The organism is Paracoccus tegillarcae, assembly GCF_002847305.1.
Classification (GTDB): Bacteria; Pseudomonadota; Alphaproteobacteria; order Rhodobacterales; family Rhodobacteraceae; genus Paracoccus; species Paracoccus tegillarcae.
This window is the reverse complement of sequence record NZ_CP025408.1, coordinates 3,195,628-3,210,998: the sequence shown is the minus strand read 5'-3', so window position 1 is coordinate 3,210,998 and position 15,371 is coordinate 3,195,628. Positions and strand designations below refer to the sequence as shown.

The following is a 15,371-nucleotide window of genomic DNA, read 5'->3' as shown; positions in this document are numbered from 1 at the left end:
ACGCATTGCGGTCAAGTTTTGATCTTCAATATCTCGATCAGATCGTGAGCACTGAACCCCTTGCCGACGCCTTTCAATGCAGCCTTGTATTGTTTCAAGATACGGCGATACCGCTGCAAGCTGACAGAAGAGTGCGAATTAAGACCACGCTTTGAAAACTCGTCAAACCGGCCCATTGTTTGGATTAGGTGACACGCCACCCCATAGTGGGGATCGTTGTTTCCGTCGAAACCTTCGAACGCAATATCTGCGCCCGGGCCAGCGTTAGTGCTGACTAGCTCTTTATCTGCCTCAGAAAGTTGCGAGAAGTCGTGCTCCAAAACACGCCACATCGAAAGAATATCGGCCGTCTCTGTAACGACATCTTTGATTGGTTCTGGGTAGTCCGGAAGAACATCCCAAGTGAGGCTCCAAGTGTTCCCACTACTTATCGCTTTTCGGATCGCGTCCCGATCTACTGAACTATCTATCTCAAGGCCGTCGAGCAGATCACACAGAAGCAGTAAGTTTATTTTCTCTGCGTAACTTAGCATTTTTTTTTCCTTTGCTTCCTTAAAAGCCTATTGGGTAGTTAAGTTTCTATGTTCACTCAGCACGCGCCGGATCATTTCCGGGCGGCTTGGCTGATCGTCCAGCTTGGCGCGTTCGGAGTCCAGCCAGTCGAGCATGTCGGGCTGCAAGCGGACAAGAACACCCACCCCCTTTCCTGTGGGGAGAGGGCCGCGCTTCCCCTTTCGGGATATCACAGTTTTATCTTGCTCTGACATAGGGCTTGGGATATCACGGTAAGCGACCGAGGGGAAGTTGCACCTTCACCCCCGGCCTAACCGAAACGCTGATCTATGGAGGATCACCGAATGGCTATTCATTGCCATAACACAGGCACATTGCCTGTCGCCAGACTTCACGAAATCCACGACATGCTCACCCTGGCACTGGATGCCACCGAGCGACCGCATGGCTACAGCCAGTCCGAGCGCGAAGCGCGCGGCTATGTCCGCAGCGCCCTGCGCCATACGGCCAAGCTGATCGAGGGCCGGGCATGAGCACAGTCACCGACGCCATGGACGAAATCCATGCCGCGCAATCGCTGGTGCAGTTGATCGAGATCACCACCCACGGCGGGGACACCTATTCCGACAAGAACGCCGCCTGCGCCATTGGCGCGGCGTGCCATGCGGCGCTGGATCGGCTGACCGCCGCGCTGGCCGTGCTTGAGAAATCGAACGGGGGTGTGGCATGACCTATCGCTGGAGCTTGGAACGGATCATCAAGACGGATGCGCCCGAAGATTGGGCCGTGCGCCAGACGCACAAGAAGGCTCGCGATAACGGGAGGCCATGCTGATGACCGACCGAACGGGACCTTCGCGCAAGATCGCCGAACTGAAAGCCGAGAATGACCGCCTGCGCGACGAACTGCGGCAGCGCGACAACATGGTGATGATCCGCTCGCTGGGCGTCACCGCAGACTGGTCGCCCGAGGAATACATTGAGCGCATGACCAAGGCGGGCGGCAGGCTGGTCACAGAGTGATCCGCATGGTGCGGATAACCCCGGCGGGATTTGTGGCACCCCGCCGGGAAAACTCAAGGGAAGTTTATTGTTGCCCGTTCGATGAACCTGCGCTAAGTTCATTGCGAAGGAGACCGTGATGGACATTCTCAACCGCACCTACACCGCCAGCGATGTAGCCGATCTGACGGGCGTCACAGTAAAGAACCTGGCCAACTGGGCCGACCGTGGCCTCGTGCCGGTCGCCAACGAGGGCGCGGTTGGCCGGGGTCTGACCCGCGAATATTCGTGGTTCACCCTGATGCAGACCGCTTGCGCCGCGGCGATCATGGACTTGGGCTTCACGTCGCCGCAGGAGGCGCTGACCGCTGCCCTGCACTTCGCGCACATCGGCAAGGGGCAAAGCGGCTGGATCGGTGAGCCGGCCTCGGACCGAGCCGTCCGGCTCCCCGGCCTGCCGTTCCACCATATGCGCGGGGTGACGATGTTCTACGTTGCAGGAGATCGGTCAGACGTTCTGCTTCACCGCATCTGGAACAAGGAGCCGTTCGCTGACGGCTTCTTCAAGCTGAAAGAGCGGCTGGCAGGCGCGCGCGGACACGTCGCGCTGAACGTGTCCGAGATTTTCGAGGAGGTGTGCAGGCGGCTGGGCGAGGATTACCGCCTGGTGCTGGATGCCGCCTATCAAGGCCACGACGATGCTGTGAATTGGCGGCATCCGGGGCAAGAGGACTGATCCATGAGCCGCGCCGCCGCCTTCAAGCAAGATGACGTTAAGCGCGCCACGAAGGGCGTGGTGGCGGCCGGGCTGGAGGTCGAGCGGGTCGAGATCGACCGCGAGGGCAAGATCGTCATCATCCCGCGCGGTGCTTCCAGCATCGCCGGGGCCAACCCCTGCGACGTGCTGTTGAAGCGATGAAGCGCAAGAACCCCTTCCCCGGCGTCACCCGCGCCCCTGACCGCCACGGGAAAGCCCGCTGGCGGCTGCGGCGTGTGGTGAAGGGGACGACGATCGACTGCTATCTGCCCGGTCCCTACGGCAGCGCCGAGTTCCGCGCTGCTTACGAGGCCGCGCTGGAGGGGGCGAGGATCGAGGCCCCCCGTGCCAAGGTCGGGACTCTGGGCTGGCTGGTGGAACACTATCTCGGTAGCATCCGGTTCAAGAACCTGTCGGACAGTCGCAAGCGGTCCCTGCGGGGCGAACTGGACTGGCTGCGGCGCGAGGCTGGCCCCCTGCCCTTCGCCCGGTTCGAGGTGGCCCATGTCGAGGCGCTGATGGGCCGCAAGGCGGGTCCGACCGCCGCCAACACCGTCAAGAAGAACCTGTCCCTGCTGTTCAACTATGCGATCAAGAACGGCTTTCAGGGGATGCAGCACAACCCCGCCCGCCACGCCGACCGGATGAAGGAAAACCCGGACGGCTATCACACGATGACCGACGCCGAGATCGACCGCTATCTGGCCGTCCACGGCGAGGGGACGAAAGCGCGGTTGGCTCTGTTGCTGATCCTGAACACCGGCGCAGCGCGGCAAGACGTGTGTCGCTTGGGCTGGCAGAATGTCAGCGACGGGCGGATCGCTTACCGGCGCGGCAAGACGAAGATCGGGGCCGATCTGCCGATCCTGCCCGAGCTGGCGACGGAGCTGGTTCACCTGCCCCGCGACCAGATGCTGTTCCTGACCCACGGCAACGGCAGGCCATACACCGTGGAGAGCTTCGGCAACTGGTTCAAGGACCAGACGCGGGCGGCCGGGCTGGCCCACTGTTCGTCCCACAGCGTCCGCAAGGCAGGCGCGACCCGGCTGGCGAACGCCGGGGCGACCCCTGACGAAATCCGCGCCTTCCTCGCCCACAAGACCAACGCCGAGGGCGCGACCTACACCAACAAGGCCGATCGCGCCCGCCTGGCCGATAGCGGACTGGCGAAGCTGACCGAGGCGAAAACCGGAACGAATGTGTCCAACCTTGCGAACAGGTTGGACAAGGTCGCCCTGCAACCCAATGTAACGAAAGGGAAAATCGGATGAAGTGGCAGCCCGTAGGGGAATCGAACCCCTCTTTCTAGGTTGAAAACCTAGCGTCCTAACCGATAGACGAACGGGCCAGCGCTGCCGCTGCCGGGACCTGCCCGGTGGCGTGGAGCGGTGTTTAGAGATAGGTGCCAAGGGGCGCAAGGGGGAAATCGGCGGCTTTGTCGAAAAACTTCCGTGACGGTGAGTGGCCGGTCTGATCTGGCAACAGGACTATAGATCGGGTGGCGTAATCGGGCAGGCTTCTCACGCCCCAGGCCGACGCTGGTTACCAGTAATTACAGGCTATTATACCTGCCCGACGCTCACAAATTGGACGGCGCCAGCATCCCCTGCCCCAGAATGTGATCCGCGGCCTTTTCGCCGGTCATGATCGAGGGCGCGTTCAGGTTGCCATTGGTGATGCGCGGAAAGATCGAGCTGTCGGCCACGCGCAACCCCTGAACGCCAATCACCCGAAGTTCTGGGTCGACCACCGCGTCGGGATCATCAGCCGCACCGACCCTGGCCGTTCCGCAAGGATGATAGGCTGACTCGGCGTGTTCGCGAATGAAGGCATCGATTTGTGCGTCGGTTTCAATCGAGGCGCCGGGCTGGATTTCCTCACCGCGATAGTCGTCGAAAGCCGACTGGCCAAAGATCTTGCGGGTCAGGCGAACACAGGCGCGGAATTCGGCCCAGTCATCAGGATGTGACATGTAGTTAAAGCGGATCTCGGGTGCCTCTGCGGGGTCTACGCTGGCCAGTCGCACCGTCCCGCGGGACTTGGACCGCATCGGGCCGACATGGGCCTGAAAACCATGCCCCTGCGCCGCAGCCTTGCCGTCATAGCGTACCGCCAGCGGCAGGAAGTGATATTGGATATCGGGGTAATCCACTACCTCCGAGGACCGGATAAAGCCGCAGCTTTCGAACTGGTTCGACGCGCCCAACCCCTTGTGCCTCAGCAGCCATTCCAACCCGACCCGGCCCTTGCCAAAGAGGTTGTAATAGGAAAACAGCGTCACCGGTTTGGTCGCGTGATACTGCATATAGACTTCGAGATGGTCTTGCAGATTCGCGCCCACGCCGGGCCGGTCGGCGCGCAGATCAATCCCATGATCCTTGAGGTGGTCCGCCGGACCGATCCCCGACAGCATCAAAAGCTTGGGCGTGTTGATCGAACTGGCCGAGAGGATCACCTCGCGGCGCGCACGGATCTGCTGGGTTCCGCGTCTTCGGGTCACTTCGACCCCCACCGCGCGGTTACCTTCGAACAGGACGCGCCGCGCCATGCCGGCGATCAGCTGCAACCGACCCGAGCGCATCGCCGGGCGCAGATAGGCGTTGGCAGCCGACCAGCGCCGACCTTTCCAGATGGTCGCCTCCATCGGGCCGAACCCCTCTTGCTGGGCGCCGTTATAGTCCGGCGTCAGCGGATACCCTGCCTGCTGGCCGGCTGTGATAAAGGCGTCAAACAAGGGATTGCTGCGCGGACCGCGCGTGACATGCAGCGGCCCATCGGTGCCGCGATACTCTGATGGCGCGCCGCCGTGCCAGGTCTCCATCCGTTTGAAGTAGGGCAGGACATGGGCATAGTCCCAGCCTTCGGCTCCGCTTTCGGACCAATGATCGAAATCCTTGCGATTGCCGCGCACAAAGACCATGCCGTTGATGCTGGACGAACCGCCCAGCACCTTGCCACGCGGCGTGGCGAGACGGCGGTGATCCAGACCGGGCTCGGGTTGCGAGGCAAATCCCCAGTCATAGCGCGACATGTTCATGGGATAGGACAGCGCACCGGGCATCTGGATATAGGGGCCATAATCGGTGCCGCCGAATTCGATCAGCGCGACGCTGCATCCAGCCTCGACCAGCCGATAGGCCAATGCGCATCCCGCCGAGCCTGCGCCGACGATGACATAATCCGCCAGCGCCATCATGCCCTCAGCGCGTCATAAGAGACCATGACATGCTGGCGGTAGGCCGGGCGGTCCTGCAGGACCTGATACCAGCCTTCGATCACCGGGCGCGGACGGCGCGGGATGTCCATCGTGAACCAGCGAAACAGGTAATGGCCCGCGATGATATCGGCGAGGGTAAAGTCAGGGCCGGCCAGCCAGCCATGCTGGGACACCTGCGCCTCGATCCGGTCCAGAGATTCCTCCCACCGGGCGATATTGCGGGCCAGCAGTGCCTCGTCTCGTTCGCCGTTGGGAATGCGGATCCGATTCCAGAAGACCGGATAGGTGAAATGGTTCGCGCCCTCATGCTTGGCCCATTCGGCCCACATGTCCACCTGCGCGCGTGCCACCGGGTCAGCAGGCCAGAACGCCCCGCCGTCACCGTAGCGGCTGGCCAGATAGCGCAGGATCGCGCAGCTTTCCCACATCACCAGATCGCCGTCGCGCATGGTCGGCACGCGGCCATGCGGGTTTCGCGCGCGATAATCTGCGCTGTCCAGACCGCCAAAGCGATGGCCCGCATCGATGCGCGTGACCGGGACGCCCAGCTCTGCCGCGCCCCACATGACAGCCTGCACGTTGGAACTGTCGGCCCTGCCCCAGATGGTGATCGGCTCAGTAGGGCGCATCGACATCCCCCATCCCGACATAGACAGTCTTGATCTGCGAATAATGTTCGATCGCAGCGGCCGAGTTCTCGCGGCCCACCCCCGACAGCTTGACCCCGCCAAAGGGCATTTCCACCGGCGTCAGATTATAGGCGTTGATCCAGCAGGTGCCTGCCTCCAGCCGCGCGGCGACACGATGGCCGCGCGCAAGGTCACGGGTAAAGACGCCGGCGGCCAGACCGTAGGGCGAGGCGTTGGCGCGCGCGATCACCTCTGCCTCGTCGCGGAAGGTCAGCGCGGTCAACACCGGGCCAAAGATTTCCTCGCGCGCGATCTGCATGTCGTCGGTGGCATCGGCAAAAACCGTGGGTGGCACAAAAGCCCCCTCGCCCGGTCCGCCTGCAACCATCCGCGCGCCGTCTGACTGGCCTGCTGCTATGGCGGTGCGGATTTTCGCGGCCTGAGCGTCGCTGATAATGGGGCCGAATTGTGTATCAGGGTCGCGCGGATCACCGATGCGGATGTTGCGAATACGCTCGCAAAGGCGGTCGAGGAATGCCTGGGCGATGCCCTCTTGCAAAAACACCCGCGTGCCGTTGGAACAGATCTGGCCCGAAGAATAGAAATTGGCCAAGATCGCAGCACCTGCGGCATCTTCGATATTGGCGTCGTCAAAGACGATCAGCGGGGATTTTCCGCCCAGTTCCATCGTCACATGGCGCATCCCTTCGGCGGCAGCCGCGTAAACCTTTTGCCCCGTCGGCACCGATCCGGTCAGCGAGACCTTGGCCACGCGCGTGTCATTCACCAATGCAGCACCTACAGCGCCGCGTCCTTGCACGACGTTGAAGACCCCATCGGGCAGTCCGGCCTCGGTCAGGATTTCCGCCAGCTTCAGCGCGCCCAAGGGTGTTTCCTCGGACGGTTTGAAAACCATCGAATTTCCCATGATCAACGCGGGCGCCGCCTTCCAGCAGGCGATCTGGCTGGGGTAATTCCAGGCGCCGATGCCCGCGCAGACGCCAAGCGGTTCTCGGATCGTATAGGCCCAATCGCGGCCAAGCGGGATGGTCTGCCCGGTCAATGTGGCCGCCAGACCGCCGAAGTATTCCAGCGCCGCGGCGCCCGATTCCCAGTCAGCAACCAGTGTTTCCTGAATGGGCTTGCCGGTATCCAGCGTCTCCAGCATCGACAGTTCGTCATTGCGCTCGCGGATGATGGCGGCGGCGCGCTGCAACACACGACCGCGCTCGACCGGCGGCAGCGCGGCCCAAGCAGGCTGGGCAGCCTGTGCCGTTTCGGTGGCCTGGCCGACCTGATCGGCGCTGGCCTCGTGCAGCGTGGCGATGGTGCTGCCGTCAAAGGCAAACATCACCGGCAGCACGTCGCCCTGCCCTTCGACAAAGCGACCGCCGATATACAGGCTGGCCTGAGGTTGGGTCACGGGTTGGCTCATGTCAGGACCTCGTCCAGATAATCGGTGATCATTTTAATGGCACTGGCGCCATCGGCAGGCCCCCGCCCCAGTGCCGCGCGCAGATAGACGCCATCAATCAACGCGGCCAGCGTATCGGTCACGCGCTCGGGGTGACGGCACAGCGGCCGCAGCGCCACCATCAGATTGGACCGCAAGCGCCCGTGATAGACGCGCAGCAGCCGCGCCGCCTGATCGTTGACGCGCGACAGCGCATAGAAATTCAGCCAGGCGCTGATGACCTCTTGCTGAAAGTTCTGCGGGTCAAAGCTGGCATCGATAATCGCTTGCAGACGTGCGCGCGGGGTCTCGGCCAAGGGCAGCCGGGCCGTCACCGCATCGTGGTAGCCGTTCAGCACATGCCGCATCGCCGCCAGAAACATCTGGTCCTTCGACCCGAAATAATGATGCGCCAAGGCCGAGGACATACCGGCCTCGCGTGCGATCTGGGCCACCGTCACATCCAGCGAGCCCGCGCGGCCCACTGCCGCAATTGCCGCGTTGATAAGTGCGGCTTTTCGGATAGGCTCGGCGCCAATCTTGGGCATGGGTTGCACTCGGGGTTTGATAAAGCTTTGTTTCGATCCGCGCCTACCAGTTTTTTAATTGACTGGTCAATCAACAAACGACAGGAAGGAAACCATGAACAATAAACACATGATCACCGCTGCGCTGGCCGCAGCCCTCGTCGCCGGTCCCGCGCTGTCGCAGGAAAGCGAAGACTGCAAATCGGTCATCTTCTCCGATGTGGGCTGGACCGACATCACCGCGACAACCGCTGTGGCCACCACCGTCTTGCAGGCGCTTGGCTATGAAACCGAGATCAAGCTGCTGTCGGTGCCGGTGACCTATACCGGGCTGTCGACCGACGATGTGGACGTGTTTCTGGGCAACTGGATGCCCACGATGGAGGCTGACATCGCCCCCTACCGCGATGCAGGCACGGTCGACACGGTGCGCACCAATCTGACCGGCGCGAAATACACGCTGGCCACCAACAAGGCCGGCGCAGATCTGGGCATCGACGATTTCACCAAGATCGCCGAGCACAAGGACGCGCTGGAGGGCAATATCTACGGCATCGAGCCGGGCAATGACGGCAATCGCCTGCTGCTGGAGATGATCGCAAAGGACATGTTCGGCCTTGGCACCTTCGAGGTCGTCGAATCCAGCGAACAGGGCATGCTTGCGCAAGTGACCCGCGCCGACAGCGCCGGCGATCCCATTGTGTTTCTGGGCTGGGAACCGCACCCGATGAACGCCGCCCATGAGCTGACCTACCTTGAGGGCGGCGACGAGGTCTTTGGCCCCAATCTGGGCGGCGCCGAGGTGGCAACCAACACCCGCTCTGGCTATGTCGACGATTGCCCCAATGTCGGCAAGTTCCTGCAAAATCTGGAATTCACGCTGGCGCTGGAAAACGAGATCATGGGCGCGATCCTGAACGATGGCACCGATCCGGCAGATGCCGCGACCGAATGGCTCAAGGCCAACACGGATGCCGCCGGCCCCTGGCTGGACGGCGTGACCACATACGAGGGCGATGACGCCGTCGCAGCACTTGACGATGCCCTGGCCGGCTGATCCTGGGCCTACGACTGACACCATGCGGCCCGTGACAAGACGATACGGGCCGCATCCTTGATCCGCAAAACACCCGGCAGGAGAGACGATGGAACAGCTGACCAACCTGGTGACGGATCACAAGATACCCATCGGCCAATGGGCGAAATCGATCTTTGACTGGCTGAACCTGCACGCGGCCTGGCTGTTTGACGCCATCTCGACCGCGATGGAGGCGCTGATCGACGGCATCCTGTGGCTGCTGGAGACGCCGCATCCCTTTGTGCTGATCCTGATCTTCGTGGCGATCACCTGGGCCCTGCAACGCAACTGGAAGACCTGCCTGTTGACCGGGTTGGGGCTGCTGTTCGTCCTCAACCAGGACTACTGGGAAGAAACGATGCAGTCGCTGACGCTGGTCCTGTCCGCCTGCGTCGTCTGCATGGCGGCCGGCGTTCCCATCGGCATCGCGGTGGCGCACCGGCCAAAGCTATACGCATGGGTGCGCCCGCTGCTGGACCTGATGCAGACGCTGCCCACCTTTGTTTATCTCATCCCCGCGATCGTCTTTTTCGGCATCGGCATGGTGCCGGGCCTGATCGCCACCGTGATCTTCGTGCTGCCCGCACCGATCCGTCTGACGCAGCTTGGCATCAGTTCCACCCCCAACTCGCTGATCGAGGCCGCGACCGCCTTCGGCGCGACCAAGCGGCAATTGCTTTGGAAGGTCGAACTGCCAAGCGCGTTGCCGCAGATCATGGCGGGGCTGAACCAGACCATCATGCTGTCGCTGTCGATGGTCGTGATCGCCGCGCTGGTCGGCGCATCGGGTCTTGGGGTGCCGGTCGTGCGCGCGCTGAACAGCGTAAACACCGCGCTAGGCTTTGAGTCGGGCTTTATCATCGTGGTCGTTGCAATCATGCTGGACCGGATGCTGCGAATGGAGGGCCGGAAATGACCGAGAACGCCGTCGAGTTCGACAATGTTTCGATCGTCTTTGGCGACGATCCGGGTGCCGCCCTGCCGTTGATGGATCAAGGGCTGGAACGCGGGCCGATCAAATCCGAAACCGGTCAGGTTCTGGGCGTGCATGATTGCAGCCTCAGCGTCGCCGAGGGCGAAATTCTGGTACTGATGGGGCTGTCGGGCAGCGGCAAATCCACGTTGCTGCGTGCGGTCAATGCACTCAACCATGTCTGCCGGGGCGAGGTGCGGGTGAACACCGGCGGAGGGATGACCTCGGTCACACGCGCGGGCAAACGGGCGCTGCGCAACATCCGTTTGCGCGACGTGGCCATGGTGTTTCAGCAGTTCGGCCTGCTGCCTTGGCGCACGGTGCGCGAGAATGTCGGACTGGGGCTGGAACTGGCCGGACTGCCCGATGCCGAACGCACGGCGCGCGTCGATCATCAGTTGGAAACCGTGGGCCTCAGCGAATGGGCCGACCGAAAGGTGGGCGACCTGTCGGGCGGGATGCAGCAGCGCGTGGGTCTGGCGCGTGCCTTTACGACCGAAGCGCCGATCCTGTTGATGGACGAACCTTTCAGCGCGCTGGACCCGTTGATCCGCTCACGCCTGCAGGACGAACTGCTTGAATTGCAGACCAAGACGCAGCGAACCATCATCTTTGTCAGTCACGATCTGGACGAAGCCTTCAAGCTGGGCAATCGCATCGCGCTGATGGAAGGCGGGCGCATCGTTCAGATCGGCACCGCGCGCGAGATCATCGCCAATCCGGTCAATGACTATGTCGCCGATTTCGTCGCCCATATGAATCCGCTTGGCGTGCTGACCGCCGAGGATGTCGTGGAACCGGGCGAGGCCCAGGGGAACCCGATGCCCCGCAATCTGCCCGTACGCGAGGTGATGGCACAGTTGGCAGGGCTGGACGCCCTGCCGGTCGAGGGCGGCGGTCGCGTCACCCGCGACGGCGTCATGGCAAGGCTGATCGCCCCTCGCAGTTGATCCAAGGCCGCAGCGCAATACGACATTTCCAAGACACGGACACAGTCAGGCAAAGACCCGCCGACATGCAGTTGCCGAGCCTGCAGCGCGGCGCTAAGCATCCTCTTGAAACAATGCCGGGGTGTATCAATTTGGCCTGCGCACATTCTTGCGATGGCTTTGCACCAATCCGGCGGGGCAAAGGAATAGCTTATGAAAATAGTGATTCTTGGTGGTGATGGCTTCTGCGGATGGCCCACTGCGCTGCACCTCTCGGCACGCGGTCATGATGTAACAATTGTCGACAATATGTCGCGGCGCAAGATCGACGTCGAACTGGAGGTCACCTCGCTGACCCCGATCCGTCCATTGGGCGAAAGGCTGCGCGTCTGGCAGGATCTGACCGGCCGCGAGATCGCGTTCCATGACTTCACCGTGGGCGAGGATTACGACCGCCTGCTGGCGTTGCTGCAACAGGAACGACCCGATGCGGTCATTCATTTCGCCGAACAGCGTGCAGCCCCCTATTCGATGAAATCCAGCCGGCACAAGAGGTACACGGTCAGCAATAATCTGAACGCTACCAATGACGTGCTGGCCGCCATTGTCGAAAGCGGGCAGGACATTCATCTGGTGCATCTGGGCACAATGGGCGTCTATGGCTACGGCACTGCCGGAATGAAGATCCCCGAGGGCTATCTGCCGGTCACGGTCCAGACCGAAAACGGCCCCCATACACAGGAAATCCTGTATCCGGCAAATCCGGGCAGCATCTACCACATGACCAAGACGCAGGATCAGTTGTTCTTCTTTTACTACAACAAGAATGACGGCGTACGGATCACCGACCTGCATCAGGGCATTGTCTGGGGCACGCAGACCCAGGAAACGCGGATGGACGAGCGGCTGATCAACCGTTTCGACTATGACGGCGATTACGGCACCGTCCTGAACCGCTTTTTGATGCAGGCGGCCATTGGATATCCGCTCAGCGTGCATGGCACCGGCGGTCAGACCCGTGCTTTCATCCACATTCAGGACACCTGCCGCTGCATCGAGCTGGCATTGCAGAACCCGCCGCAGCGCGGCGATCGGGTCAATATTCTGAACCAGATGACCGAGACGCACCGCGTCCGTGATCTGGCGCAGATGATCGCGACCCAGACGGGCGCCGAGATCGCCTATGTGCAAAACCCCCGCAACGAGGCCGATGAGAACGATCTGCACGTCGCCAATGATCGCTTTCTCGGTCTGGGTCTGGACCCCATCAAGCTGGAGGATGGCCTGCTCACGGAAGTGCAAGAGATCGCCCGTCGCTATGCCGACCGCTGTAACCGCGACAAGATCCCCTGCCTGTCGCGTTGGCGCGCCTGAGCACGCCCGCTGCCGACATCTGCGGTCCTAATCCGACAGCATCTCAGGCTGCATCACCATGATTGTCGGCTGTCGTGGCAGACTGTCCAGCGACAGCACGATCTCGCTCCCGCCTGCATATTGCACAGCGAATTCCTGCGACATCCCGGCCAGAAAGGCATCCAGCCGCGAAGCATCGAACCAGTGCATCGGGATGACGACGCTGCTGTGCAGCCGCGCGACCACCCGCATCATCGCGTCTTGCGCCATAGTCATGCTGCCATCAACCGGCACCATCAACACATCAAGCCGCCCAAGCGCCGCATATTGCGCATCGCTCAATTCCTGATGCAGATGGCCCAGATGGCCGATGCACAGATTGGCCATCTCAAAGACAAAGATCGAATTGCCATCTTCCTCTATGGAACCATAGCTGCGGATATCGCTGGTCACATTGCGGATCAGCACGTCGCCCAATTCGGTGTGATGGTCGGCACCTATGCCAAACTGGTCGGACCAGCCACGGAACACATGTTCGACGCCTTCGAGATTTTCTGTCCAGTGACTTGAATGTGCGCGATTCATTGTCACCGCATCAGGGGTAAACTCGGTCGGCCCCAGATAGCCATTATAGTCAGTCACAATGCTGACGCCGCCCTCGCTTTGGATCAGGAACATCGAATGACCGATGTAGTTGATGCGGACGCCACGTTCGGGCACCGGATCCTGCCAGGCGGCCTGTTGCACATATTCCACGCCTGGCGTTGCATCCGCGACCGCAATGCAATGGCTGTAGCGACGTTCCTGCGCCTGCCCGACCGTGGGCAGCGTGGTCAACAGGGCAAGGGTCAGGGCTATGATCCGGGACAAGGCATCTCTCCTGCTGGGACAAGCTTAGCCGCATTCCCTGCGCGCCCCTAAAACCAAGTCCTCACATCAGCGTGACAGGGTCACCCTGCACGCCACGCATTCGGGCCTGCAGATCGGATCGACGCATATATGACGCGGCCACCCCAGCCATCACCGCAAAGCAAAGGGGGCGGCACCTCGCCGCCCCCGTCGAAAATCGCGTCAATCGAAGGATAAATCAGACGAAATCCAGATCGACATAGCGCAGCTCGTGCCGGTCGATTCCGTTCAACAGCAAGGTATTGCCATCATCAAAGACCAGCATCGCGCCCGATTTGGTCATGACGCAGCTGACGTCATCGCGGTCATAGCCGTCCAGCTTGATCTCATCCCGGCGGATGTCGAAGTCGGCGATCACGTCCTTGTCCCAGTCAGTGCCGGCCTCAAAGACGAAATCGTCGCAGCCGCTGCCGCCGATCAGCGTATCATTGCCAGAGCCTGCGATGATCGTGTCATTGCCCGAATCGCCGGACACATAGTCGTTGCCCTCGCCATCGAACATCCGATCATCGCCACGGCCACCGAACATCCAGTCATTGCCAGAGCCGCCGTTCATGCTGTCAGCGCCCGAGCCGCCATCCAGCAGATCATGGCCCGGACCGCCAACCAGGGTATCCTGGCCCGATCCGCCATACAGTTTGTCATTGCCTTCGTTGGAGTAAAGCTCGTCCTTGCCCTTGCCGCCGATCAGCGTGTCATCGCCGGCCTGACCGTCCAGCCAGTCATTGCCGTCGCCGCCGCAGACCAGATCATCGCCCTGCCCGGTGTAAAAGCGATCATCGCCGTCGCCGCCATAGGCGACATCATCGTCGACGCCCAGCCAGATGATGTCATCACCTGCACCGCCATCCACGGTGTCATTGCCGGTATTGCCGAAAATCGTATCGTTACCGAGCCCGCCGATCAGCAGGTCGTCACCACCGCTGCCGGTGATCTCGTCATTTCCAGCGCCGCCGTCGATCGTGTCCGGACCTTCCAGACCGTTGATCACGTCGTCACCGTCCAGCCCGAAATAGATATCCGTGCCATTCGTCAGCCGCACCGTATCCGCCTGGTTCGTGCCAAAGGTAACGGTGCCGGCGCTGTAGTCGATGCAGTAGTCGGGCTCGCACATCTTGTCTTGCGACCGATAGTTGCAGCTATAGTCGATGGGCCTGACCTTGTAGGACCAAGAGTAATCACTGTATTTCGATGAATGATGATAGCGAAATGTCATGGCAAATCTCCGCCTTTAAAAACTACTACCTATGGGCGAAACGGCGCTCACCCTATACAACTAGTAGCACGCGAATTTTTGCCTGAAAATTAATAATTAACTTTATTTAAAATGCTGTTTTTATTTATTTTAATTAACAGTTTGGTTAAATTTAAACTATGCCGATTAGTTCAAAATCGGCGACAAAACTGCCTGCTTGAGAATCATCGCAAGGTTGCACTGGCAGCTTTCCGCAAAAGTCGGCAGCAGAGAAACGCGCATGAAAAAGGGCGGGAAGACCCGCCCTGTCATCATCTTGGAACGCGGTGCTTACTGCAGCTTGACCCAGGTCTGGCTCTTGCACAGCAGGCCACCGGCGACGCAGCCAGAGAGGCTCATCTGATTGCCGCTGACCGACGCCTTGCCGTTGTAAACCTTGTCATTGGCAGGGCGCCAGACTTGTCCGGCATAGGTGCCGTCGCCATTCGCCGTCATGCTGCGAACGATCTGCTTGCCAATATTGGGCGACTGGTACTCTGCCTTGTCCTGAAAGGTCCGGCTGATTGTGCCACAGAACGCATTGCCGCAGGGCGCAATGGTCACATAGGCAAAGGAACCCTCGTCGGGCTGTGTCTGCCAGACACCTTCGATCGGGTCGGCATGGGCTGCGGCCGCGCCCAGCAGAAATGCGGCGGCCAAGGCAAATTTCTTCATCTGTCTCCTCCTCAGGAAATCCTCTGCTCGTGATGATGCGCGGCGTCCTGCTGTCAGGCAAGGCTGACGTGGGGTCGCACCCTTCACAGTTCCGGCTGGCTGTGCCACACCCCGCCCGAACAA

18 protein-coding genes and 1 tRNA gene are annotated in these 15,371 nt (G+C 61.2%); 10 read left to right on the top strand and 9 right to left on the bottom strand.

The features are described from left to right. Positions 1 to 11: 11 nt before the first annotated feature. Entirely contained in the window at positions 12 to 533 is a 522-nt protein-coding gene (locus CUV01_RS15740) for a YfbU family protein (RefSeq protein ID WP_101461302.1), read from the bottom strand. 324 nt (positions 534 to 857) lie between these two features. Here CUV01_RS15740 and CUV01_RS15730 point away from each other — a divergent pair, with 324 nt between their 5' ends. From CUV01_RS15730 to CUV01_RS15705, 6 genes are all read left to right on the top strand, one after another. Beyond that, complete coding sequence (locus tag CUV01_RS15730) at positions 858 to 1,046, top strand: hypothetical protein (protein ID WP_101462160.1); 189 nt, start codon at positions 858 to 860, stop codon at positions 1,044 to 1,046. Then, positions 1,043 to 1,243, top strand: a complete 201-nt coding sequence (locus tag CUV01_RS15725) for a hypothetical protein (protein WP_101461300.1) — start codon at positions 1,043 to 1,045, stop codon at positions 1,241 to 1,243. The genes CUV01_RS15730 and CUV01_RS15725 overlap by 4 nt, the downstream gene beginning before the upstream one ends. A 103-nt stretch (positions 1,244 to 1,346) precedes the next feature. Next, entirely contained in the window at positions 1,347 to 1,535 is a 189-nt protein-coding gene (locus tag CUV01_RS15720; protein WP_157994882.1) for a hypothetical protein, read from the top strand. Between the two features lie 118 nt (positions 1,536 to 1,653). Further along, positions 1,654 to 2,250, top strand: coding sequence for a MerR family transcriptional regulator (locus CUV01_RS15715; RefSeq protein ID WP_101461298.1), 597 nt, complete (start codon positions 1,654 to 1,656; stop codon positions 2,248 to 2,250). Positions 2,251 to 2,253: 3 nt separating this feature from the next. Beyond that, entirely contained in the window at positions 2,254 to 2,433 is a 180-nt protein-coding gene (locus CUV01_RS15710) for a hypothetical protein (protein WP_101461297.1), read from the top strand. After that, positions 2,430 to 3,542 (top strand): tyrosine-type recombinase/integrase, encoded by a 1,113-nt coding sequence (locus tag CUV01_RS15705; RefSeq protein ID WP_101461296.1) that lies wholly within the window; start codon positions 2,430 to 2,432, stop codon positions 3,540 to 3,542. Before CUV01_RS15710 ends, CUV01_RS15705 begins: the two co-directional genes overlap by 4 nt. 2 nt (positions 3,543 to 3,544) lie before the next feature. On the opposite strand, the gene CUV01_RS15700 is transcribed toward CUV01_RS15705, so the two are convergent. The 5 genes from CUV01_RS15700 to betI all read right to left on the bottom strand — a co-directional run bounded on the left by CUV01_RS15700 (position 3,545) and on the right by betI (position 8,118). After that, positions 3,545 to 3,619: transfer RNA gene (locus tag CUV01_RS15700), tRNA-Glu, on the bottom strand. A 231-nt stretch (positions 3,620 to 3,850) separates the two neighbouring features. Then, complete coding sequence (gene betA, locus CUV01_RS15695) at positions 3,851 to 5,464, bottom strand: choline dehydrogenase (RefSeq protein ID WP_101462159.1); 1,614 nt, start codon at positions 5,462 to 5,464, stop codon at positions 3,851 to 3,853. Further along, positions 5,464 to 6,117 carry a glutathione S-transferase family protein gene (locus CUV01_RS15690; RefSeq protein WP_101462158.1) on the bottom strand — a complete coding sequence of 218 codons (654 nt, stop codon included), beginning with the start codon at positions 6,115 to 6,117 and terminating at the stop codon, positions 5,464 to 5,466. The genes betA and CUV01_RS15690 overlap by 1 nt, the downstream gene beginning before the upstream one ends. After that, complete coding sequence (gene betB, locus CUV01_RS15685; RefSeq protein WP_101461295.1) at positions 6,104 to 7,552, bottom strand: betaine-aldehyde dehydrogenase; 1,449 nt, start codon at positions 7,550 to 7,552, stop codon at positions 6,104 to 6,106. Before betB ends, CUV01_RS15690 begins: the two co-directional genes overlap by 14 nt. After that, on the bottom strand, positions 7,549 to 8,118 hold the full coding sequence (gene betI, locus CUV01_RS15680; RefSeq protein ID WP_101461294.1) for a choline-binding transcriptional repressor BetI: 570 nt from the start codon (positions 8,116 to 8,118) through the stop codon (positions 7,549 to 7,551). Before betI ends, betB begins: the two co-directional genes overlap by 4 nt. Before the next feature lie 94 nt (positions 8,119 to 8,212). Here betI and choX point away from each other — a divergent pair, with 94 nt between their 5' ends. From choX to CUV01_RS15660, 4 genes are all read left to right on the top strand, one after another. After that, on the top strand, positions 8,213 to 9,154 hold the full coding sequence (gene choX / locus CUV01_RS15675; protein ID WP_101461293.1) for a choline ABC transporter substrate-binding protein: 942 nt from the start codon (positions 8,213 to 8,215) through the stop codon (positions 9,152 to 9,154). An 88-nt stretch (positions 9,155 to 9,242) separates the two neighbouring features. Then, positions 9,243 to 10,091, top strand: a complete 849-nt coding sequence (choW, locus tag CUV01_RS15670; protein WP_101461292.1) for a choline ABC transporter permease subunit — start codon at positions 9,243 to 9,245, stop codon at positions 10,089 to 10,091. Then, entirely contained in the window at positions 10,088 to 11,098 is a 1,011-nt protein-coding gene (choV, locus tag CUV01_RS15665; protein ID WP_101461291.1) for a choline ABC transporter ATP-binding protein, read from the top strand. Before choW ends, choV begins: the two co-directional genes overlap by 4 nt. 192 nt (positions 11,099 to 11,290) lie before the next feature. Then, entirely contained in the window at positions 11,291 to 12,451 is a 1,161-nt protein-coding gene (locus CUV01_RS15660; RefSeq protein ID WP_101461290.1) for an NAD-dependent epimerase/dehydratase family protein, read from the top strand. Positions 12,452 to 12,478: 27 nt separating this feature from the next. On the opposite strand, the gene CUV01_RS15655 is transcribed toward CUV01_RS15660, so the two are convergent. The 3 genes from CUV01_RS15655 to CUV01_RS15645 all read right to left on the bottom strand — a co-directional run bounded on the left by CUV01_RS15655 (position 12,479) and on the right by CUV01_RS15645 (position 15,248). Beyond that, entirely contained in the window at positions 12,479 to 13,300 is an 822-nt protein-coding gene (locus CUV01_RS15655) for an MBL fold metallo-hydrolase (RefSeq protein WP_232962296.1), read from the bottom strand. 217 nt (positions 13,301 to 13,517) lie between these two features. Further along, on the bottom strand, positions 13,518 to 14,555 hold the full coding sequence (locus CUV01_RS15650) for a calcium-binding protein (protein ID WP_101461289.1): 1,038 nt from the start codon (positions 14,553 to 14,555) through the stop codon (positions 13,518 to 13,520). 309 nt (positions 14,556 to 14,864) lie between these two features. Further along, a complete protein-coding gene (locus CUV01_RS15645) occupies positions 14,865 to 15,248 on the bottom strand; it encodes a DUF2147 domain-containing protein (RefSeq protein WP_101461288.1) in 384 nt (127 codons plus the stop codon). Positions 15,249 to 15,371: the final 123 nt, after the last annotated feature.